The sequence below is a fragment of the Streptomyces desertarenae genome (assembly GCF_042681365.1).
Classification (GTDB): Bacteria; Actinomycetota; Actinomycetes; order Streptomycetales; family Streptomycetaceae; genus Streptomyces; species Streptomyces desertarenae.
In genome coordinates, this window is sequence record NZ_JBHUFU010000007.1 from 275,995 (window position 1) to 295,886 (window position 19,892).

The following is a 19,892-nucleotide window of genomic DNA, read 5'->3' on the forward strand; positions in this document are numbered from 1 at the left end:
CGGAGAGTCACACCATGCAGTTCGGCCGCACCTACGAGGAGTTCGAGGTCGGTGCCGTCTACAAGCACTGGCCCGGCAAGACGGTCACCGAGTACGACGACCACCTCTTCTGCCTGCTGACGATGAACCACCACCCGCTCCACATGGACGCCCACTACGCCGAGGGCGCGACGGACTTCGGCCGCAACGTGGTGGTCGGCAACTACGTCTACTCCCTGCTGCTGGGCATGTCCGTGCCGGACGTCTCCGGCAAGGCGATCGCCAACCTGGAGGTCGAGTCGCTGCGGCACGTGGCGCCGACCTTCCACGGCGACACGGTCTACGGCGAGACGACCGTCCTGGACAAGACCCCGTCGAAGTCCAGGCCCGACCGCGGCGTCGTCCACGTCGAGACGAGGGGCTACAAGCAGGACGGCACCCTGGTGTGCGTCTTCCGCCGCAAGGTGATGGTGCCCACCGCCGAGTACGTCGAGAAGCGCGGGGGCGAGCAGCCCGGCCGGCCCGAACCGGCCCGAACCGAGAAGAAGGGCGGCGAGTGAGATGGGGCGCCTGGCGCAGACCGAGGGGCTGACGGAGGTCCAGAGGGAGATCGTCTCCACCGTCCGCGACTTCGTCGACAAGGAGATCCTCCCGGTCGCCACCGAGCTGGAGCACCGGGACGAGTACCCGGTCCGGATCGTCGAGGGCCTGAAGGACCTGGGGGTCTTCGGCCTGATGATCCCCGAGGAGTACGGCGGCCTCGGGGAGTCGCTGCTCACCTACGCGCTGTGCGTGGAGGAGATCGCCCGCGGCTGGATGAGCGTGTCCGGCATCATCAACACGCACTTCATCGTCGCGTACATGCTCAAGCAGCACGGCACCGACGAGCAGAAGGAGTACTTCCTGCCGAAGATGGCGGCCGGCGAGGTCCGCGGCGCCTTCTCGATGTCCGAGCCGGGCCTGGGCTCGGACGTGTCGGCCATCACCACCAAGGGCGTGCGCGACGGGGACGGGTACGTCCTGACCGGCCAGAAGATGTGGCTGACCAACGGCGGCACCTCCTCGCTGGTGGCGGTGCTGTGCCGGACCGACGAGGGCCACCCCGAGGGCACCCCGCCGCACAAGTCGATGACCACCTTCCTGATCGATAAGGAACCCGGGTTCGGCCAGGTCAAGCCGGGCCTGACGATCCCCGGCAAGATCGACAAGATGGGGTACAAGGGCGTCGACACCACCGAGCTGGTCCTGGACGGCCTGCGCGTCCCGGCCGACCGGGTGCTGGGGGGCGAGACCGGCCGCGGCTTCTACCAGATGATGGACGGCGTCGAGGTCGGCCGGGTGAACGTGGCCGCGCGCGGCTGCGGCGTGGCCCTGCGCGCCTTCGAGCTGGGCATCGCCTACGCCCAGCAGCGCCACACCTTCGGCAGGCCCATCGCCCAGCACCAGGCGATTCAGTTCAAGTTGGCTGAAATGGCCACCAAGGTGGAGGCAGCGCACGCCCTGATGGTCGGCGCCGCCCGCAAGAAGGACTCCGGGCAGCGCAACGACCTGGAGGCGGGCATGGCCAAATACCTCGCCTCGGAGTACTGCAAGGAGGTCGTCGAGGACGCCTTCCGGATCCACGGCGGCTACGGTTTCTCGAAGGAGTACGAGATCGAGCGGCTCTACCGCGAGGCCCCGATGCTCCTGATCGGCGAAGGCACCGCCGAGATCCAGAAGATGATCGTGGGACGCCGCCTCCTGGAGGAATACCGGATCCAGGGGTAGAATGTCTTCTTCGGGGTGTTTTTCCGCAGACTGGGACAGCGCTCCGAACCGAGGCTTTCCGGGGGGTTCCCGATCCCGACTGGTGCTCTGGCTTGCCCAGTTGCCACCGGTAACCGATAGCATCCCGGGAAAGCCGCCGTCCCCCGTGTATACGCGGCACCCTCCGCTACGAAGGTCATCCATGCCCCACAGCTCATCCTCTGCACCACGCGGCCGAATCCGTCTCGCGCGCGGAGCATCGCCGTGGCTCCTCCCGACCGTCGCCACCGCCGCCCTCAGCCTGGCCCGCGCCAGACGCTCCCGGGGTGCGGCGGTGACGGCCGTGCCCGCCACCGCCCTGGCGGCGGGCATGCTGTGGTTCTTCCGCGACCCCGAGCGGGAGATCGCCCAGGGCCGCGTCATCTCCCCGGCCGACGGCGTGGTGCAGAGCATCATGCCCTGGAAGGACGGGCGCACCCGCGTCGCCATCTTCATGAGCCCGCTGAACGTCCACGTCAACCGCGCCCCCCTGGCCGGCACCGTGACGTCCGTCGAGCACGTGCCCGGCGGTTTCGTCCCGGCGTTCAACAAGGAGAGCGAGAACAACGAGCGGGTCGTCTGGCACTTCGACACCGAGCTGGGCGACATCGAGATGGTCCAGATCGCCGGCGCCGTGGCCCGGCGGATCGTGCCGTACGTCGAGCAGGGCACCAAGGTCGAGCAGGGCGAGCGGATCGGCCTGATCCGGTTCGGCTCCCGCGTGGACCTCTACCTCCCGGAGGGCGTCGAGGTCGCCGTCGAGGTCGGCCAGCCCACGACCGCGGGGGTGACTCGCCTTGACCGTGATTGACCCCAAGGCCGAGTGGGTCCCCGAGGCGGAGCTCGAGGACGACACCGACGAGATGGGCGACATGCCGCTGTCCATGCGGCTGTCGATAGCCGACGCGCTCACCCTGGGCAACGCCACCTGCGGCTTCCTGGCGGTGTACTTCACCACCACCGGCGTGCTCATCCCGCACCTGACCGGCAACGGCGACGGCGGCATGGCGCGGCACAGCGCCGCGACCGCCGTGATGCTGATGCTGCTGGCGTCGGTGTTCGACCTCTTCGACGGGCTGGTGGCGCGCAAGCTGCGCAGCTCGGCGATGGGGGCGGAGCTGGACAACCTCTCCGACCTGATCAGCTTCGGACTGGCGCCCGCCTACTTCGTGCTGGTCTGGGGGATGGTCGCCAACGACGCCCACCAGGGGGTCTCGGCGCTCACCGGGATCGTGGTGCTGCTGGCGGTGGTGCTGCGCCTGGCGCGGTTCTCCTGCCTCACCCTGCCCAACGGGGTCTTTCAGGGCATGCCCAGCCCCTTCGGGGCGCTGACGGTGGTCTCGATCGTGCTGCTGGAGCTGCCGTTCGTGCCCACGCTGCTGGCGATCGTCGGGGTGGCCTGGCTGATGGTCAGCCGGGTGGAGTACCCCAAGCCGCGCGGCCTCCTGGCCGTGGCGATGCTGGGCTGGATCGCGCTGAGCATGGGGCTGCTGACGGCCTGGGCCTTCGACGCCCCCGGCGGCGAGCTGCTGCTGCAGAGCGGCTGCGCCCTCCAGCTGGTGCTGGGCGCGGTGATCCCGCTGTTCGCGACGGCGCGCCGGGTCAACGCCTTCCGCGACCACCGGCGCGAGGCGCGGGCGGCGGCGCAGCCCTAGCCGCCCCGGTCCGCCGCGGAGGACTCTCCCGCCCCGGGCGCTGCCGGGATCCGATCGGATCCCGGCAGCGCCCGGGGCCTTCTCGTCCGCTTTCCCCCCTGCCCCGGACGGGGGACGGCACACCTGCCGATGCGCGGGACCCTCGGAGCCGTCCGGGGAGCGCCCCGGGCCGGGCGCGTGCCCGGCTCCCGGAGCCCGCGGCACCGTCCGGGCGGCCGCCGTGCGCCCGGCCCCTCCCCCTGCCGCCCTCCCCGCCGCGCCCGGGCACGTCCGCGGGCCCGGACCGTCCGGTCCGGGCCCGCGGACGTGCGGCCCCCGGCTCCCGGGCGCGGACCGCACACGGCCCGCGCCCGGCCGGCTCACTCCCCGAAGGGGAACTCCTCGGCGTTCTGCGACACCGCCGCCTCGCGGTGCACCGTCAGCCCGCCCGTGGCCTTCGCGTCGGGCTTGAGGACGAAGCTCTCCCGCGTCGAGGGCAGCGCCGGGTCGGAGAAGTCGTGGGTGATCCCGAAGCCCGCCTCGTAGGTGTTCAGGGACCGCAGCGCCTTCACCACGCCCTCCCGGGTGAGGTCCTTGTCGTCGCACGCGGCCTTCAGGGCCGCGCCGAAGGCCGTGGCCGCGCTCCAGCCGGCGGCCACGCCGTTGTCCAGGACGTCGTCGGGGTAGGCGGCGGCGTACTCCTTCGCCAGCTTGGCCGGGACGGGCTCCTCGGCCCCGATGGGCAGAGTGGAGGCCGCCACGTAGTAGTTCTTCTGCAGGACCGGGCCCGCCTGGGTGTCCAGCAACTGCGGCGCGAACGCCGAGTTGTTGCCGATCACCGGCACGTCCAGGCCGCCGGCCGCCGCGACGCCGACCAGGGAGGCGGCCTGGCGGGGTCCGGCGCTGACCACGACGGCCTTCACCCCGGCCTTGCGGAACGCGGCGACCTGGGCGGACATGTCCTCGTCGGTCGGCTTGATCTTCTGCTCGACGAGCCTCAGCCCGGCCTTCTGCGCCGCGTACCGGGAGCCCTCCAGGGCGTTCTCCCCGTAGTCGCCCTCGAAGTAGACGTGGCCGATCGTGTCGCCCTCGGCGATCATGCCCTCCTCCAGCAGGAAGTCCACCGCGTTGACCGTCTCCACGTCGTAGGTGGCGCCGATGGTGCGCACGTAGGGGCTGCCCAGCAGGTCGGCCGACCACGCCTGCGGCAGCACCAGCAGCTTGTGCCGGGTCTCGATGCGCTCCTTGACCGCACTGACGAACGGGGAGCCCAGGAACTGCGCGAAGCCGACGACCTGGGACTGGAGGTCGTTGTAGGCGGGGATCGCCTTGCCCGCGTCGTAGCCGTGGTCGCGGACCACCAGCTCCAGGCGGCGGCCGCAGATGCCGCCGTCCTCGTTGATCCGGTCGACGTAGAGCTGCTGGGCCTGGGTGACGCTCTTGCCCAGGGAGGCGTAGACCCCGGTCATGTCGGTGAGGGCGCCGATGCGGATGACCTCGCCGGTCACCCCCTTGTCGGTCCGCACCCCCTTGTCGTCCGTGCCTCCGGAGGCGCCGCCGCCGGCCTTGCCGCTGCATCCGGCGCCGGCCACGAGGGCGAGGACGGCCGCGGCGGCCGCGGCGGCGGTGCGGGGGGTGCGCGTCTTCACGGTGCGCGTCTTCATGGTCTTCGTCCCTCGGCTTTCTCACGGGGTGCGCGGCGGGCGGCGAGCCGCACCAGACCGCCGGGCAGGAACAGCACGACGGCGACGATCGCGGCGCCGTACAGGTAGCGGGAGGCCTCCCCGGGCGCGACCCCGCCGGTGCCGGGGGCGGAGACCAGGGGCAGGGACTCGCTGTAGCGGGTCAGGACCTGGGGCAGCAGGGTGACGAAGACGGCTCCGGCGACCGCGCCGGCGACCGAGCCCAGACCGCCGATGACGATCATCGCCAGGTACTCCAGGGCCAGGGCGATGCCGAAGTACTCGGGCACCGTCTGCTGGAAGGCCAGTGCCAGCAGGACACCGGCCAGACCCGCGTACATCGAGGACAGCACGAACACGCCCGCCCGGTAGCGGGCGACGGGCACGCCCATCACCCCGGCTGCGATCCGGTGGTCGCGGATGGCGTTCATCGCCCGCCCGGGACGGCCCCGCAGCACCCCGCGGGCGAAGAGGGCGCAGCAGGCCAGCAGGAGGACGCCGGCGTACCAGAGCTTCTCCATCGCCTGGAACGGCACGGCGGCCACCACGGTCTCGGTGTCGTCGAAGGTGAGGCCGAACAGGGACAGCGGCGGGACGGGCCGGCCGTTGTAACCGCCCGTCAGGTCGTGGGCGTTGAACAGCAGGTGCTGGCCGACGAAGACCAGCGCCAGGGTGGCGATGCCCAGGTAGGCGCCGCGCAGCCGCCCCGAGATCGGGCTGAACAGCCCGCCCGCGGCGCCCGCCAGCAGCACCGCGAGCACGACCGCCAGCCAGCTCGGCAGCCCCAGCCCGGTCAGTTCCCCGTCCCCCTCGCCGGCCAGCACGCAGTAGCCGTAGGCGCCGACGGCGAGGAAGAAGGAGTGCCCCAGGGAGAGCTGGCCCGTGGCGCCGGTCAGCAGGTTGAGGCCGATGGCCCCGATGGCGGCGGCCATCGCCAGCAGCCCGGCCTGGAGCCAGAAGCGGTCCAGGTAGAAGGGCAGGGCCAGCAGCAGCGCCCCTCCCGCCGCCCACCCGTACAGGGCGCGGCGGGCCGCGGCGGGCCTCTCCGGGGGCGCGGGAGCCCCGGGCGCGGTGGTTCCGGGCGCGGTGGTTCCGGGCGCGGTGGGTTCAGACACGGGACAGCTCCCTCGTTCCGAACAGGCCCGCCGGGCGCACCAGCAGGACCAGGAGCATCACCAGGTAGGGCGCCAGGTCGCCGATGCCGCGGCCTAGGAACGTCAGTTCGCTCTGGTAGCCGGTGGCCAGGGACTGGGTGACGCCGACGACCAGTCCGCCCACCAGGGCCCCGGTGGTGGAGTCCAGACCGCCCAGGATCGCGGCGGGGAAGGCCTTCAGGGCCGCCGTTGCGGTGCCGCGCTCCAGACCGGGGGTGGGGAAGACGGCCAGGAACAGGGCGGCCACCGCGGCCAGCGCGCCCGCCACCGCCCAGGCCGACGTCGACACCCGGCCCAGCCGGACGCCCATCAGCGCGGCGGTCTCGGGGTGCTCGGCGGCCGCGCGCGTCGCCACACCCCAGGAGGTGAGGCGGAAGGCCAGCAGGAAGGCCCCGATGACCAGGCTCGCGGTGACGAACGCGGCCACCCGGGTCTGCGGGACGCTGATCCCGCCGAAGGCGAGCACCTCGCCGCCCCACGGGTCGCCCATGGGGTACACGCGGGTGCCGATCTGCCGGGTCAGCTCGGTGAGCAGGACGATGTCGACGCCGATGGTGACGATGGCCAGCACGCTGTGGTCGCGGCCGCGGTAGCGGCGGATCACGGCGAACTCCACCAGGGCGCCCACCGCGGCCGCGCCCGCCGCGCCCGCGAGCAGGGCGGGGAGGAAGCCGATGTCGTCCGCCAGCACGGCCGTGAGGTAGCCGCCGGCCAGGAGCAGGGAGGCGTGGGCGAAGTTCACCACCTCGGTCGCCCGGAAGACGACCACGAAGCCCAGGGCGATCAGCGCGTAGACCGAGCCGATGGACAGCCCGCTCAGCAGCAGTTCCAGGAAGGTCGTCATGCCGCCGCCTCCTGTCCCAGGTAGGCACGGACGACCGCCGGGTCGCGCTGCACGGCCTCGGGCGGGCCGTCGGCGATCCGGCGGCCGAAGTCCAGGACGGTCACCGCGTCGGCGAGCCGCATCACCACCCCCATGTCGTGCTCCACCAGGACGACCGAGATGCCCAGCCCCTCGCGGACGGCCGCGACGACCTCGGCGGTGCGGCGGCGCTCGGGGGCGGTCATGCCGGCCACCGGCTCGTCGAGCAGCAGCAGCCGGGGCTCGGTGCACAGGGCGCGGCCGAGCTCCACCAGCTTCTGGAGTCCGTAGGGCAGCGATCCGGCGGGCTGGTCCAGGTGCGCCTCCAGACCGGTGAAGGCGGCGATCTCGCGGACCCGTTCGCGGTGCCGGGCCGCCTCGCGTGCGGCGCCGGGCAGGTGGAGCCCGGCGGAGAGGAAGCCGGTGCGGGTCAGCCGGTGGCGTCCCAGCATCAGGCTGTCGAAGACCGTGGTCCGTGCGGAGAGCGCGAGGTTCTGGAAGGTGCGGGCCACTCCGAGGGCGGCGATCCGGTGCGGGGGCAGACCGGTCAGCTCCTCGTCGCCGAGGCGGACGCTGCCGGAGGTCGCCTGGTAGACGCCGGACAGGACGTTGAACGTGGTGGACTTGCCCGCGCCGTTGGGGCCGATGACCGCGTGCACGCTGCCCGGCTCGACGGTGAAGGAGACGCCGTCCAGGGCGGTGAGGCCGGCGAAGCGGACGGTCAGGTCGCTCACCCGCAGCGGCGGGACGCCGGGCGCGGCCCGGCGGGGCTCGGGGGCCGTCATCCCGGCCACCGGCTCAGGACGGGCCGGGGCGGGGCGGGGGCGTCGTCGGCGGGAGCGGTGTCGTCGGCGACGCCCAGGTAGCGGCGGCGCACCTCGTCGGAGGCGGCGAGTTCGCCCGCCGGCCCGGACAGGGCGACCTCGCCCACCTCCAGGACGACGGCCGAGGAGGCCAGCCGCAGGGCGATGGCCGCGTTCTGCTCGACCAGCAGCACCGAGGTGCCCCGGGCGTTGATCTCCCGGACGGTCTCGGCGATGCGGTCGGCCATCTGCGGGGCCAGGCCGAGGGAGGGCTCGTCCAGGAGCAGCAGCCTGGGGCGGGCCATCAGGGCGCGCCCCATGGCCAGCATCTGCTGCTCGCCCCCGGAGAGCAGGCCGGCCCGCTGGTGCGCCCGCTTCGCCAGGACCGGGAACAGCTCGTGCACCCGCTCCCGGGCCTCGGCCGCCGCGCGGCGCCCCCGGTGCGCGCCGCGTGCGCCCAGGGCTCCGGCGCGGAGGTTGTCGGCCACGGTCATCCGGGCGAACACCTGCCGTCCCTCGGGTACCTGCACCACCCCGGCGGCGACCACCCGGTCGGGGGTGAGGCCGTCCAGGCGCTGCCCGGCGAAGGTGATCGTCCCCGAGGAGATCGTCCCGCCGTGGAAGCGCAGGGTGCGCGAGACGGCGCGCAGCAAGGTGGTCTTGCCGGCGCCGTTGCCGCCGAGGACGGCGACCACCGCGCCCTCGGGTACGTCCACGGAGACCCGGTTCAGCGCCCGTACCGGGCCGTAGCCCACGGACACCTCCCGGACCTCCAGCGAAGCGGCCGTCATCGGCCCTCCCTCTCTGTGCGTCCTGCTCCCCGGCCGACTCCGCCGGGGATGGCGCTCACCCCAGCACCGGCCGGGGCGCCCGTCCACGGGCGGCGGGCCGATCCGCTGCCGGTGACCAACGGGAGCGGGGGCGGGACTGTGCGCGGGCACAGCGGACCCGCGGCCTCCGCGGCGGTGGTGGTGCGGGGCGGGGCGGCGGGAGGGCCGCGGCGCGGGACGCGCGGGAGCCCGGACCGCCGCCTTCGGGTGGTCCGGGCTCCCGGCTCTCCTGCGCGGGCGGTGCCGCGCGGCCGTCCGCTACCCCAGCCGCTCGGCCGCCAGCCGCTCGGCGGTCCGCTCCAGCAGCGGACCGGCCTGCGCCATGCAGACGGCCGGGTCCGGCTCCAGGTCGGTGAGCGCGTAGGCCGCCTCGATGCCGGCCTGCCGCAGCTGCGCCGGGCCGACCTCCAGGCGCCCGCACACCGCGACGGTGCGCTTGCCGGCGCGGCGCGCGGCGGCGGCCACCCCGGCCGGGGCCTTGCCGTGGAGGGTCTGGGCGTCGAGCGAGCCCTCGCCGGTGACGACCAGGCCGGCGCGCGCCACGGCCTCCGCGAAGCCCAGCACCTCCAGCATCACCTCGATGCCGGGCCGGAAGGAGGCGCCCAGGCCGACCAGGGCGCCGTAGCCGACGCCGCCCGCCGCGCCCGCCCCCGGTCGGCGCGCGCACTCGGCGGCGCGCGGGCCGACGGCGGTCTCCAGCACGGCGGCGTAGTGGGCGAGGGCGGCGTCCAGGGCGGCGACGTCCGCCCCGTTCGCGCCCTTCTGGGGGCCGTAGACGGCGGCGGCGCCCGCCGGCCCGGTGAGCGGGTTGTCCACGTCGGAGGCGAGGACGATCTCGGTCCGCGCCAGCCTCGGGTCCAGCCCGGTGAGGTCGGCCGCCGCCAGGTTCCGCAGCGCGCCGCCGCCGGGGCCGACGGGCGCGCCGCCGGCGTCCAGCAGCCGGGCGCCGAGCGCGGTGAGCATGCCGGCCCCGCCGTCGGTGGTGGCCGAGCCGCCGACGCCGAGGACGATGGTGCGGGCGCCCGCGTCGAGGGCCGCCTGGATCAGCTCGCCGGTGCCGTAGGTGGTGGCCGACAGCGGGGCGAGGACTCCGGCCGGCAGTTTCTGGAGGCCGGAGGCCTGGGCCATCTCCACCACGGCGGTGCCCTCGCGCAGCGCGTAGGAGGCGGTGACCGCCTTGCCCAGCGGCCCGGTGACCGCCGTCTGCCGCAGGGCGAAGCCCGCGGCGGCCGCCGCCGCGACGGTGCCGTCGCCGCCGTCCGCCACGGGCAGCGCCTCGACCTCCAGCCCGGGGCGGGCCCGGCGGAGTCCGGCGGTGACGTGCTCGGCGACCTCCACCGCGGTGAGGGAGCCCTTGAACTTGTCCGCGGCGATCAGCACGCGGCCTGTGTCGATGTGTGATGTGTCCACGTGGTCTCTCTTGTGTCTCGAACAGGCTGTCGCGCCGTCTAGACCCTACCGATACCGGGCAGGTGGCACCACGGCACACTGCCGGAGGCCGCCGGCCGATCCGGCGTGCCCGTACGAAGAAAAGGTAGAACCACTCCATAGTTGGGCAATATGAGCACCGATGTGACCACACCCCCCCAGGAACCGGCACCACAGCACCAGCGCGAGGACCCGCCACCGGACGCCAAGGTCATCGCCGTCGGCGTGGTGGCGGTGCTGGCCGTGGTCGCCTGGGCGGCGATCGGAACGGACCACTTCTCCTCGGTGTCCACCACCGCGCTGGACTGGGTGCTGGAGAACTTCGGCTGGCTGTTCTCGCTGGCGGCCAACCTCTTCCTGGTGCTGTGCGCGGTCCTCGCGGTCAGCCGCTTCGGCCGGATCAGGCTCGGAAGGGACACCGACGAGCCGGAGTTCGGCAACCTGGCCTGGATCGCGATGATGTTCAGCGCCGGCATGGGCATCGGCCTGATGTTCTACGGCGTCGGCGAGCCGCTGACGTACTACACGGATCCGCCGCCCTTCGGCAACATCGAGAGCGGTTCCGGCGCCGCCGAGCGCACCGCCCTGGAGTACTCCTTCTTCCACTGGACGCTCCACCCCTGGGCCATCTACGGCGTGGCCGGTCTCGCCCTGGCCTACGCGACCTTCCGCAAGGGCCGCGGCAACCGCATCAGTTCGGTGTTCGTCCCGCTGCTCGGCGAGCGCGGCGCGAGCGGCTGGCCGGGCCGGGCCATCGACCTGCTGGCCGTCTTCGCCACCGTGTTCGGCACCGCCACCAGTCTGGGCCTGGGCGCCCTCCAGGTGGCCAAGGGCCTGAACCTGACGGCAGGCTGGGAGGACACCCGCGAGCTGGAGCTGACGGTCATCGTGGTGCTGTCGGCCGCGTTCGTCGCCTCGGCCTTCACCGGCCTGCACCGGGGCATCAAGTGGCTCAGCAACCTCAACGTCGTGCTCGCCGCGCTGCTGATGCTCTTCGTCTTCCTGCTCGGCCCGACGGTGTTCATCCTGGACGCGATCCCCGCCGGGCTCGGCGCCTACCTCCAGGACCTGGTCACGCTCTCCTCCCGGACCGGCGCCTTCGGCAACAAGGAGTGGCTGGGCGCCTGGACGATCTTCTACTGGGCGTGGTGGCTGTCGTGGGCACCGTTCGTGGGCACCTTCATCGCCCGCATCTCCCGCGGCCGCACCATCCGCGAGTTCCTGGCCGGTGTGCTGCTGGTGCCCAGCGGCGCGACGATCGTGTGGTTCTGCGTGATGGGCGGCAGCGCCATGCGCCTGGACGCCACCGGTGAGGCCGACATGGCCGGGAAGCTCGAAGGGGGCGTGGAGGCCTCGCTGTTCGGACTGCTGGACGCGCTGCCGCTGGGCACGGTCACCTCGGTGATCGCGATGATCCTGGTGATGACCTACTTCATCACCAGCGCCGACTCCGCCTCCCTGGTGATGGGCTCGCTGACCTCCGGCGGCGCCCTGCACCCGCGCAACTGGCTGGTGGTCACCTGGGGCGTGCTGATGGCGGCGGTGGCCGCCGTGCTGCTGCTCGCCGGCGGCCTGGACGGCCTGAAGACGGGGACGATCCTGGTCGCGCTCCCCTTCACGCTGGTGATGATCGCCCTGTGCTGGGCGCTGCTGAAGGAGCTGCGCGCGGACCCGGGCGCCGGCCCGCCCCGCCACCACCCCCTGCACGGGATGCGCGACGCCGTCCGGGCGATGGTCGGCGAGGCCATCGGCGAGCAGACCACCCGTCACCCCAGGCTGCGCCGGGCCGCCGAGTCGGCCACGCGGGACAAGGGCGGTGAGGGCGGCTCCGACACGCGCTGAGGCACCGTCCCGCCCGGGACGCGCGGTGCCCGCGGGGGGAGGCTCTCCCGGGCCGGGCGCCGCGCCGCCGGGACGCGCAGCCGGGGGTCGCGCCCGCGCAGGCCCCCGGGGCCGCTCGGGCGGCCCCGGGGGCCGTCAGCCCTCCTCGACCTTGGGCTCGCCCGCGATCTCCCGCAGCCGTGCGTCCGTCCCGCCCGTGCGCGCCTCCGTGCGGTGGCCGCGGGCGACGTAGTCGCGTACGACCGCCTCGACCGCGTCGCGCGGGTTGCCGATCCCGCTCAGCACCATCACCTCGACCACCAGCTCCGCGTCGAGCGTGACCTCCACCTTCGCCATGACGACCCCTCCCTTCCCCTGCGCCGACCGCGGTCGGCGCACTCGGACCGCCATACTGACAGGCACGGCCGGGCCGGGCACAGGGGATGCGGTCGGCACCGCGCGGACCGCCCTGGACCGCGACCCCCGCGCGGGAGTGCGGGCGGCCGCCGTGCTCCGGCGACCGGCCCACCCGCCACCTGCTCGCCCGGTTCGGCCCGGACCCGCGGGCCACGCGCGCCCGCGCCCTCGCGGACCCGCGCCGCGCGGCGTGACCGGCCGCGCCGGCGCGGGGGGCCCGCGCCTCAGCCCGCGGCGCGCAGCCGGCGCCAGACCGCCTTTGCCGCGTTGTGCCCCGACATCCCGTGCACGCCCGGCCCCGGCCAGGTGGCCGAGGAGCACAGGAAGACGGCCGGGTGGGCGGTGGCGTACGGAACGCGGGCGAGCTTGGGGCGCAGCAGCGTCTGGAGCCCGCTGAAGGCGCCGCAGGCGATGTCGCCGCCGACGTAGTTGGCGTTGCGGAGGGCCAGTTCGGGCGGGCCCGCCGTGGCCCGGGCCAGCACCAGGTCCCGGAAGCCGGGCGCGAAGCGCTCGATCTGCCGCTCGATCTCCTCGGTGGCGTCCCCGCTCCAGCCGCGCGGCACGTGGCCGTACGCCCAGAAGACGTGCTTGCCCCGGGGGGCCCGCGAGGGGTCCAGCAGGCTGGGCTGCGCGGTGATCAGGAACGGGGGCCTGGGCTGGGCGCCGTCCACGGCCGAGCGCAGCGCGGCGGCGATCTCGCCGCTGGAGGGGCCCAGATGGACGGTCCCGGCCCGGCGGGCGTCGGCGGAGGTCCACGGGACGGGGCCGTCCAGAGCGTAGTCGATCTTGAAGACGCCGGGGCCGTAGCGGAAGTGCCGGTAGGCGTCGCCCAGCCCGGCGATCCTGGCCAGGGCGGTGGGCGAGGTGTCGAAGACGTAGGCGCGGGCGGGCGGCAGTTCGTCCAGCCGCCTGACCTCCACCCCGGTGTGGACCGTGCCGCCCAGGTCGCGCAGGTAGGCGGCGAGCGCGTCGGAGAGGGACTGCGACCCGCCGCGCGGCACCGGCCAGCCGACCTCGTGCGCGGCCAGCGCGAAGACCAGCGCGATGCCGCCGGTGGCGGGCGAGGTGGTCGGTCCGATGGCGTGGGCGGCCAGCCCGAACATCAGGGCGCGGGCCCTGTCGTCGCGGAAGCGCCGCACCAGCCAGTCCACCGGCTGCAGGCCCAGCAGCCCGAAGCGCGCCAGGGTGACCGGGTCGCGCGGCAGCCCGTCCCAGGGCACCTTGAAGAAGTCGCCGACCAGCGTCGCCCAGCGGCCGAGGAAGGGCGCCACCAGCCGGCGGTACGCCCCCGCGTCGCGCGGCCCGAACGAGGCGGCCGTCTCGGCCGCCGAGCGGGCCAGGGTCACGGCGGTGCCGTCGGGGAAGGGGTGGGCCAGGGGCAGCTCGGGGTGGAGCCACTCCAGCCCGTACCGCTCGGTCAGCGGCATGGCGGAGAAGGCGGGCGAGCCGACGCCCAGCGGGTGGACGGCCGAACAGGGGTCGTGCCGGAAGCCGGGGAGGGTCAGCTCCTCGGTGCGGGCTCCTCCCCCGACCGTCCCCATCGCCTCGAACAGCTCGACGGACAGGCCGCGCCGGGCCAGCTCGACCGCGGCGGTCAGCCCGTTCGGCCCGGCTCCCACCACGACCGCGTCACGCATCGACGGCACCCTCGGCGCTCCCCTCGTCGGTGAGGTCAACTGGCGTCGGCCAGCAGGGAGAGGATACGACGCACCGTCGCCGCGTCCCGGGCCGCGGTGAACGGCAGGGCGTTGCCGCCCGCGAGGCGGAACGGTTCGCCGGTGAGCGTGGCGTGGCCGCCGCCCGCCTCGGCCACCAGCAGCAGGCCGGCGGCGTGGTCCCAGGCGCTCTCCCAGGAGAAGGCGACGGCGTCCAGGGCGCCGCGCGCCACGTTCAGGTACTCCAGTCCGGCCGAGCCGCACGGCCGGGGCGCGACCCCCTGCGCGCTCAGGCCGCGCAGGGCCCGCTTCTGCTCGTCGGTGGTGAAGTCCGGGTGGGAGTGGGCCACCTCCAGCACCGCGCCCGGCCCGGGCGCGCCGGAGCGGACCGCCTCGCCGTTGAGGTGCGCGCCGGCGCCGCGCAGGGCGACGGCCATCTCGTCGCGGGCGGGCGCGTACGTCCAGGAGGCCAGTACCTCGCCGCGGTGGGCGAGGGCCACCAGGGTGCAGAAGCCCGCCTCGCCGTGCACGAACTGGCGGGTGCCGTCCACCGGGTCCACGATCCACACCGGGGCGTCGCCCTCCAGCGCCCGGTACGCCGCCGGGTTGGCGTGCACCGCCTCCTCGCCGACGACGGCCGACCCGGGCAGCAGCCCGGTCAGGGCGGCCGTCAGCTGCTCCTCGGCGCGCCGGTCGGCGATGGTGACCAGATCGTGCGGGCCGGTCTTCTCGGTCACCTCGTCCGCGGCCAGCTGCCGCCAGCGGGGCATGACCTCGGCGGCCGCGGCCTTGCGGACCGCCTCCTCGACTCCTGTCACCAAAGCGTCACTGATCATCCTCCCATGGAACCACGCCGCCGGTCCCTCCGTGCGGACGGCGGGCGGCGGCGGCGTGAACGGTCCCCGTCGGCGGAGGACGGCCGGCTCCGCGCGCGGACGCGGTCGTGGCCCGGGGCGCGGTCCGCCTAGGCTCGTCGTATGAGCACCGACGGCACGGAGCAGGGACGCGGACGGCGCCCGCTGGTGGCGATCCTCAGCGGCGCGGGCGTCTCCACCGACTCCGGGATCCCCGACTACCGCGGCCCGGACGGGGTGTGGCGCAAGGACCCCGAGGCCGAGAAGCTCGTCACCTACTCGTCCTACATGTCGGATCCGGAGATCCGCCGCCGCTCCTGGCAGATGCGGCTGACCGGCCCGGTGCTGGGGGCCAGGCCCAACGCCGCGCACGAGGCGGTGGTGCGGCTGGAGCGGTCCGGGGTCCCGGTGCGGGTGATCACGCAGAACGTGGACGGGCTGCACCAGATGGCCGGGATGCCCGACCGGAAGGTGCTGGAGCTGCACGGCACCGCGCGGAGCGTGGTGTGCACCCGCTGCCATGCCCGCTCCGGGATGGCGGAGGCGCTGGAGCGGGTGCGGGCCGGGGTGGCGGACCCGGCGTGCCACCGGTGCGGCGGCATCCTGAAGTCGGCCACCGTGATGTTCGGGGAGGCGCTGGACCCCGTGGTGCTGGGCGAGGCGGTGGGCATCGCCAAGGCGTGCGGGGTGTTCGTCGCGGTGGGCACCAGCCTCCAGGTGCAGCCCGCCGCCTCGCTGGCGGGGATCGCCGCCGGGCACGGGGCGCGGCTGGTGATCGTCAACGCCGAGCCGACGCCGTACGACGCCCTGGCCGACCGGGTGGTCCGCGACCCCATCGGGCGGGCGCTGCCCGCCCTGCTGGAGGAGCTGGCCGCGGCGGGCCCGGAGGACTGACCCGGCGGACCGGGGAGCCGGCGCGGGCACGGCGGGTCAGTGCGGGCACGGCGAGGCGCCGCGCGGCAGGAAGCGGCCCTGCCCGGCCCGGCCGGTGTACTCGCCGCCTCGGACGACCGGCTCGCCGCGCAGCAGCACGGTCTCGGCCCGGCCGGTGACGCGCAGGCCCTCGTAGGCGGAGTAGTCGACGTCCATGTGGTGGGCCGCGGCCGAGAGGGTGTGCCGGGCGGACGGGTCGTAGACGACCACGTCGGCGTCCGCGCCGGGCGCGAGGGTGCCCTTCCGTCCCGCCAGGCCGAACATCCGGGCCGGGGCGGCGCAGGCCAGCTCGATCCAGCGGCGGCGGGAGATGCGGCCCTCCACGACGCCCTGGTGGAGCAGGTCCAGCCGGTGCTCGACGCCGGGCAGCCCGGCGGGGATCCGCGAGAAGTCGCCGCGCCCCATCTCCTTCTGGCCCGCGAAGTCGAACGGGCAGTGGTCGCTGGAGACCACCTGGAGGTCGCCGGTGCGCAGCGCCCGCCACAGGGCCTCCTGGTGGCCCGGGGGCCGCAGCGGGGCGGTGCAGACGTACTTGGCGCCCTCGAAGCCGGGCCGGTCCAGCTCCTCCGAGGTCAGGTGGAGGTACTGCGGACAGGTCTCGCCGTACACCGGCAGGCCCCGGCCGCGGGCCGCCGCCACCTCCTCCGCGGCCTGCCGGGCCGAGACGTGCACCACGTACAGCGGCGCCCCGGCGACCTCGGCGAGCCGCACCGCCCGGTGGACGGCCTCGGCCTCCAGCTCCGGGGGGCGGACCCCGGCGTGGTGGCGCGGCGCGGTGCGGCCCTCGGCGAGGGCCCGGGCGGTGAGGACGTCCACGGCGGGGCCGTTCTCGGCGTGCACCATGAGCAGCGCCCCGTCGGCGGCGGTGCGCTGCATGGCCCGCAGGATCTGCCCGTCGTCGCAGTGGAGGGCCTCCGGGTGGGTCATGTACGTGCGGAAGGAGGTGATGCCCTCCTCGACCAGCAGGTCCATCTCGGCGAGCGTCGCGTCGCGCACGTCGGTGAGGACCATGTGGAAGGAGTAGTCGACGGCGCACCGCCCGTCGGCCCTGGCGTGCCACAGGTCCAGCCCCTCGCGCAGGGGGCGGCCGCGGGTCTGCACGGCGAAGTCGACGACGGTGGTGGTGCCGCCCCAGGCGGCGGCGCGGGTGCCGCCGGCGAAGGTGTCGGCGGAGAAGCTGCCGGCGAAGGGCAGGTCGAGGTGGGTGTGGACGTCGACCCCGCCGGGGACGACGTAGCGGCCGGTGGCGTCGATGGTGCGGTCGGCCGTCCAGCCCGCGGCGCAGGCGCTGCCGTGGGCGGCCAGGGCGGCGATGCGGGAGCCCTCCACCAGGACGTCGGCGTACAGCTCCTCGGCGGCGGTGACGACCAGCCCGCCGCGGACGAGCGTGCGGCCGCCGCTCATGCCGGAGCGCCCCTGCCGGTGCGCGCCGGGGCCCGGGGCGGGGTCGTCGTGCGGCCGGACGCGGGTGCCTCGGCCATCGGTGCTCCTCGCGGGACTCGGCCCGGCCGGGTGCGGGTGCCCCGGTTGCCGGCCGGGCGGGGCGGACGGCGCCCCGAGTGCGACCGTAAGCCCGGCCCCGCCCCCCGGCAAGCGCGGGGAGCGTCCGGCCGGGGCGGTGCCGGGGGCGTCACCGCCCGGCGGCGGTCCCTCCGCGGGCCAGCAGCCGCTCGACGTCCCCGCGCCGCCGGTCGGAGACCCGCGCCGCCGCGGCGAGCAGCAGCGGGGTCAGGGCCGCGGGGTCGGCGGACGCCACCTCGGCCGCCTCCTCCGGGGGCCTGGCCCGCACCACGGCCGACAGCAGTTCGACGGCCTCCGGGCCGCGCCCGGCCCCGTGCAGGGCGAGCGCGGTGGCGGCCACCTCCCGCGCCGGGCCGGCGGCCCCCTGGCGCAGCAGCCGCCCGCACTCCTCGCCGCGTCCCGCGGCGGCCAGGGCGCCCGCGGCGGCCGCGAGCGGTGCGGGCGGCAGCGAGGCCGCCTCCCACAGCAGGGTGGCCACGTCGTCGGCCATCCCCGCGTCCTCCAGGCGCGCGACCAGCACGGGCAGCCGGCGGGCGGGCAGGTGCGCGGCCTCGCAGAGCAGGGCGTGGGCCTCACCGGTGCGGCCCCGGGCCCGCAGCCCGGCCAGGCGCGCGACGAGCGCGTCGCACTCCCGGCGCGCCCGGACCGCCTCCTCGCCGTCCCGCGGCCCGGGCCCGGCGGCCCGGTGCCCCGGCGCCCCCGGGCCCTCCTCCGCCCCGGCGAACCGGGCGCCGCGCGGGGCGGGCACGGGCGCGGGCACCGCGTCGGGGGCGGGGGGCGGGCCCGCCGCGGGGGCGGGGGCGCCCTGCGGTCCGGCCTCCTCCGCCCCGGCGAACCGGGCGCCGCGCGGGGCCGGCCGGGGAGGCGCGGGGCGGTGCCCGGCCTCCCGCGGCGGCCCGGCGCCGGGACCCGCGGGTGCCGGGCCGGCCGTGTCCGGGAGCCGCTCGCCGTCCCCGGTCCGCCTGCTCTCCAGCACGGCCAGCCGCTCGCGCAGCTCCCGGCAGCGGGCCGCGGCGCGGGCCCGGTCGTCCCGTGCCCACGCGAGGCCGGTGGCGAGGCGGTCCGCGCCGCCCGGCACCGGGCCCGCCGCCAGGGCCCGGGCCAGGGCCTGCTCCCGGTGGGCGGCGTGCCGCTGCTCGCGCAGCATCTCCTCCAACCGGGCCCGCAGCCCGCCCGGATCGTCCGCCGCCTCGTCGTACGCCGCGACCGCCACCCGGTGCAGGGCCCGCAGCCACGCCGCCCGGGGCCGGGCCCGCCGGGGACCGCAGCGCGCGGTGAGGTCGTCCAGCAGCGAGGCGACCACGTCCCAGGGAGGCAGCCGGCGGCCCGCCAGGCAGGCCGCCAGGCCCTCGGGGTCGCGCCGGACGAAGACCCCGTACCAGCCCGTGGCGGGGTCGAGGGCGTCGGTGAGGGCGGTCAGCGCGGCGGCGAACTCGGCCACCTCGGGCACGTCCGCTCCGGCGGGCGCGCCGCGGACACCGCCGGGAATCTGCGGCACTGGCATGGGGCCATGCCACACCACCTGTGTTTCGACGGGTGTGACCGCGGTGCTACGAACGTTTTTCACAGCCCGGCCCCCTTCCACCCCCTCCCTCCCCCCTCTCCCCCCTCTCCTCCCCTCCTCCCTCCTCCCCTCCCAACGCCCGCCGACCACCGCGCCGTTGGCGGCGCTACGCTTCCGGCCCATGGACGACAACCTGCGCGAGATCGTGCTGGGCGTGCTGGCGGCCGGGCTCACCGCGTCGCTCGGCTGGTTCGCCCGGACGTACCTGTGGCGCCGCGCGCTCCGCCGCAGGCAGCGGTTCCTCGGGCTGCCGAACCACTCCGCGTGCCTGCTGGTGGTGGGCCGCAAGCCCGGCGCGGGCGAGGGAACGGTCTCCCGCGGCGACGTCCTCGCGCTGCTGGAGCTCTCCGCCCTGGCCAAGGAGTGCGGGGCGCACGTGCAGGTGACGTTCCACGACGCGGTCCGCCAGGGGTTCGGCGAGGTGACCGAGTTCTGCATCGGGGGCCCGGTGTCGAACCGGCGCACGGCGGCCCACCTGCGCTCCCTGCTGCCGGGGGTGCACGTGGACGCCTCCGCCGAACCGGGGCCGGACCAGGCGGCGTTCACCGTCGGCGGCGAGTGCTACCGGATGGAGCGCGGCTCGGTGGAGCACGTGCTGCTCGCCCGGCTCACCGCGGGCGAGGCCTCCCGGCCGGTCTTCCTCGCCTGCGGCCAGCGGGGCGTCACCAACCAGGCCGCCGTGCGCTACCTGGCCCGCCACCACGCGGAGCTGGCCCGCAGGTACGGTCCGGACGGCGACTTCTGCCTGCTGCTGAGGGTGGTCAACTCCCAGGCGTACGGGCCCGACGTGGTGGAGCTGGTGGGGGACGTCACCCAGGCGGCCACCGGCGCGCCGCCCGTGCCCGCGGCGGGGTGACGCCGGCAGCGCCGGACCGCGGGCCGCGGTGGACGGGGGCGGCCCCGCCGGACCGGCCCCGGTCGTCCCCGCGGTGCGGGCGCCGCCGTCGTCCGCGGTGTCCCACACACCTGG

18 protein-coding genes are annotated in these 19,892 nt (G+C 75.5%); 7 read left to right on the forward strand and 11 right to left on the reverse strand.

Features of this window, described 5'->3' with window-relative positions; translation table 11 throughout:
* Window positions 1-14: 14 nt before the first annotated feature.
* The 4 genes from ACFSJS_RS14315 (at window position 15) to pssA (ending at window position 3,419) form a co-directional block, all read left to right on the forward strand.
* A complete protein-coding gene (locus ACFSJS_RS14315; RefSeq protein ID WP_380900156.1) occupies window positions 15-539 on the forward strand; it encodes a MaoC family dehydratase in 525 nt (174 codons plus the stop codon).
* Between the two features lies 1 nt (window position 540).
* Window positions 541-1,746, forward strand: a complete 1,206-nt coding sequence (locus tag ACFSJS_RS14320; RefSeq protein WP_380900158.1) for an acyl-CoA dehydrogenase family protein — start codon at window positions 541-543, stop codon at window positions 1,744-1,746.
* Between the two features lie 181 nt (window positions 1,747-1,927).
* Entirely contained in the window at window positions 1,928-2,575 is a 648-nt protein-coding gene (locus ACFSJS_RS14325) for a phosphatidylserine decarboxylase (protein ID WP_380900160.1), read from the forward strand.
* Window positions 2,562-3,419 carry a CDP-diacylglycerol--serine O-phosphatidyltransferase gene (gene pssA, locus ACFSJS_RS14330; protein WP_380900162.1) on the forward strand — a complete coding sequence of 286 codons (858 nt, stop codon included), beginning with the start codon at window positions 2,562-2,564 and terminating at the stop codon, window positions 3,417-3,419. Before ACFSJS_RS14325 ends, pssA begins: the two co-directional genes overlap by 14 nt.
* A gap of 359 nt (window positions 3,420-3,778) precedes the next feature.
* On the opposite strand, the gene ACFSJS_RS14335 is transcribed toward pssA, so the two are convergent.
* The 6 genes from ACFSJS_RS14335 to ACFSJS_RS14360 all read right to left on the reverse strand — a co-directional run bounded on the left by ACFSJS_RS14335 (window position 3,779) and on the right by ACFSJS_RS14360 (window position 10,139).
* The gene (locus tag ACFSJS_RS14335) at window positions 3,779-5,062 is read right to left on the reverse strand and encodes an ABC transporter substrate-binding protein (RefSeq protein ID WP_380900164.1); all 1,284 of its coding nucleotides are present in this window, start codon (window positions 5,060-5,062) and stop codon (window positions 3,779-3,781) included.
* Window positions 5,059-6,195 (reverse strand): branched-chain amino acid ABC transporter permease, encoded by a 1,137-nt coding sequence (locus ACFSJS_RS14340; RefSeq protein WP_380900166.1) that lies wholly within the window; start codon window positions 6,193-6,195, stop codon window positions 5,059-5,061. The genes ACFSJS_RS14335 and ACFSJS_RS14340 overlap by 4 nt, the downstream gene beginning before the upstream one ends.
* Entirely contained in the window at window positions 6,188-7,078 is an 891-nt protein-coding gene (locus ACFSJS_RS14345; RefSeq protein ID WP_380900168.1) for a branched-chain amino acid ABC transporter permease, read from the reverse strand. The genes ACFSJS_RS14340 and ACFSJS_RS14345 overlap by 8 nt, the downstream gene beginning before the upstream one ends.
* On the reverse strand, window positions 7,075-7,881 hold the full coding sequence (locus tag ACFSJS_RS14350; protein WP_380900170.1) for an ABC transporter ATP-binding protein: 807 nt from the start codon (window positions 7,879-7,881) through the stop codon (window positions 7,075-7,077). Before ACFSJS_RS14350 ends, ACFSJS_RS14345 begins: the two co-directional genes overlap by 4 nt.
* Window positions 7,878-8,690, reverse strand: a complete 813-nt coding sequence (locus ACFSJS_RS14355; RefSeq protein ID WP_380900172.1) for an ABC transporter ATP-binding protein — start codon at window positions 8,688-8,690, stop codon at window positions 7,878-7,880. Before ACFSJS_RS14355 ends, ACFSJS_RS14350 begins: the two co-directional genes overlap by 4 nt.
* 297 nt (window positions 8,691-8,987) lie before the next feature.
* Window positions 8,988-10,139: a glycerate kinase gene (locus tag ACFSJS_RS14360; RefSeq protein ID WP_380900174.1), complete on the reverse strand. Its 1,152-nt coding sequence runs from the start codon at window positions 10,137-10,139 to the stop codon at window positions 8,988-8,990.
* Between the two features lie 150 nt (window positions 10,140-10,289).
* Here ACFSJS_RS14360 and ACFSJS_RS14365 point away from each other — a divergent pair, with 150 nt between their 5' ends.
* Window positions 10,290-11,999, forward strand: coding sequence for a BCCT family transporter (locus tag ACFSJS_RS14365; RefSeq protein WP_380900176.1), 1,710 nt, complete (start codon window positions 10,290-10,292; stop codon window positions 11,997-11,999).
* A 135-nt stretch (window positions 12,000-12,134) separates the two neighbouring features.
* Here the strand turns inward: ACFSJS_RS14365 and ACFSJS_RS14370 are convergent, their stop codons facing one another.
* The 3 genes from ACFSJS_RS14370 to ACFSJS_RS14380 all read right to left on the reverse strand — a co-directional run bounded on the left by ACFSJS_RS14370 (window position 12,135) and on the right by ACFSJS_RS14380 (window position 14,886).
* Window positions 12,135-12,335, reverse strand: a complete 201-nt coding sequence (locus ACFSJS_RS14370) for a DUF2191 domain-containing protein (protein ID WP_380900178.1) — start codon at window positions 12,333-12,335, stop codon at window positions 12,135-12,137.
* A gap of 284 nt (window positions 12,336-12,619) precedes the next feature.
* Window positions 12,620-14,041, reverse strand: a complete 1,422-nt coding sequence (locus ACFSJS_RS14375; protein WP_380900180.1) for a phytoene desaturase family protein — start codon at window positions 14,039-14,041, stop codon at window positions 12,620-12,622.
* A gap of 26 nt (window positions 14,042-14,067) precedes the next feature.
* A complete protein-coding gene (locus ACFSJS_RS14380) occupies window positions 14,068-14,886 on the reverse strand; it encodes an inositol monophosphatase family protein (protein ID WP_380900182.1) in 819 nt (272 codons plus the stop codon).
* Between the two features lie 141 nt (window positions 14,887-15,027).
* Between ACFSJS_RS14380 and ACFSJS_RS14385 the strand changes: the two genes are divergently transcribed.
* Window positions 15,028-15,798 (forward strand): SIR2 family NAD-dependent protein deacylase, encoded by a 771-nt coding sequence (locus tag ACFSJS_RS14385; RefSeq protein WP_380900184.1) that lies wholly within the window; start codon window positions 15,028-15,030, stop codon window positions 15,796-15,798.
* 36 nt (window positions 15,799-15,834) lie between these two features.
* Here ACFSJS_RS14385 and hydA read toward each other — a convergent pair whose 3' ends face one another.
* Together hydA and ACFSJS_RS14395 are read right to left on the reverse strand one after the other, a co-directional pair.
* Entirely contained in the window at window positions 15,835-17,241 is a 1,407-nt protein-coding gene (hydA, locus tag ACFSJS_RS14390; RefSeq protein WP_380900186.1) for a dihydropyrimidinase, read from the reverse strand.
* 226 nt (window positions 17,242-17,467) lie between these two features.
* Window positions 17,468-18,862 carry a hypothetical protein gene (locus ACFSJS_RS14395; protein WP_380900188.1) on the reverse strand — a complete coding sequence of 465 codons (1,395 nt, stop codon included), beginning with the start codon at window positions 18,860-18,862 and terminating at the stop codon, window positions 17,468-17,470.
* Between the two features lie 181 nt (window positions 18,863-19,043).
* Here ACFSJS_RS14395 and ACFSJS_RS14400 point away from each other — a divergent pair, with 181 nt between their 5' ends.
* Window positions 19,044-19,778, forward strand: coding sequence for a hypothetical protein (locus ACFSJS_RS14400; RefSeq protein WP_380900190.1), 735 nt, complete (start codon window positions 19,044-19,046; stop codon window positions 19,776-19,778).
* The last annotated feature ends 114 nt before the right edge of the window (window positions 19,779-19,892 follow it).

Excerpts from the sequence above, each read along its gene's own strand:
- ACFSJS_RS14395 (WP_380900188.1), bottom strand. The coding sequence starts at position 18,862 with ATGCCAGTGCCGCAGATTCCCGGCGGTGTCCGCGGCGCGCCCGCCGGA.
- ACFSJS_RS14350 (WP_380900170.1), bottom strand. The coding sequence starts at position 7,881 with ATGACGGCCCCCGAGCCCCGCCGGGCCGCGCCCGGCGTCCCGCCGCTG.
- ACFSJS_RS14315 (WP_380900156.1), top strand. The coding sequence starts at position 15 with ATGCAGTTCGGCCGCACCTACGAGGAGTTCGAGGTCGGTGCCGTCTAC.
- ACFSJS_RS14370 (WP_380900178.1), bottom strand. The coding sequence starts at position 12,335 with ATGGCGAAGGTGGAGGTCACGCTCGACGCGGAGCTGGTGGTCGAGGTG.
- ACFSJS_RS14365 (WP_380900176.1), top strand. The coding sequence starts at position 10,290 with ATGAGCACCGATGTGACCACACCCCCCCAGGAACCGGCACCACAGCAC.
- ACFSJS_RS14400 (WP_380900190.1), top strand. The coding sequence starts at position 19,044 with ATGGACGACAACCTGCGCGAGATCGTGCTGGGCGTGCTGGCGGCCGGG.
- ACFSJS_RS14355 (WP_380900172.1), bottom strand. The coding sequence starts at position 8,690 with ATGACGGCCGCTTCGCTGGAGGTCCGGGAGGTGTCCGTGGGCTACGGC.
- ACFSJS_RS14335 (WP_380900164.1), bottom strand. The coding sequence starts at position 5,062 with ATGAAGACGCGCACCGTGAAGACGCGCACCCCCCGCACCGCCGCCGCG.
- ACFSJS_RS14385 (WP_380900184.1), top strand. The coding sequence starts at position 15,028 with ATGAGCACCGACGGCACGGAGCAGGGACGCGGACGGCGCCCGCTGGTG.
- ACFSJS_RS14380 (WP_380900182.1), bottom strand. The coding sequence starts at position 14,886 with ATGATCAGTGACGCTTTGGTGACAGGAGTCGAGGAGGCGGTCCGCAAG.
- ACFSJS_RS14345 (WP_380900168.1), bottom strand. The coding sequence starts at position 7,078 with ATGACGACCTTCCTGGAACTGCTGCTGAGCGGGCTGTCCATCGGCTCG.
- ACFSJS_RS14320 (WP_380900158.1), top strand. The coding sequence starts at position 541 with ATGGGGCGCCTGGCGCAGACCGAGGGGCTGACGGAGGTCCAGAGGGAG.
- hydA (WP_380900186.1), bottom strand. The coding sequence starts at position 17,241 with ATGAGCGGCGGCCGCACGCTCGTCCGCGGCGGGCTGGTCGTCACCGCC.
- ACFSJS_RS14325 (WP_380900160.1), top strand. The coding sequence starts at position 1,928 with ATGCCCCACAGCTCATCCTCTGCACCACGCGGCCGAATCCGTCTCGCG.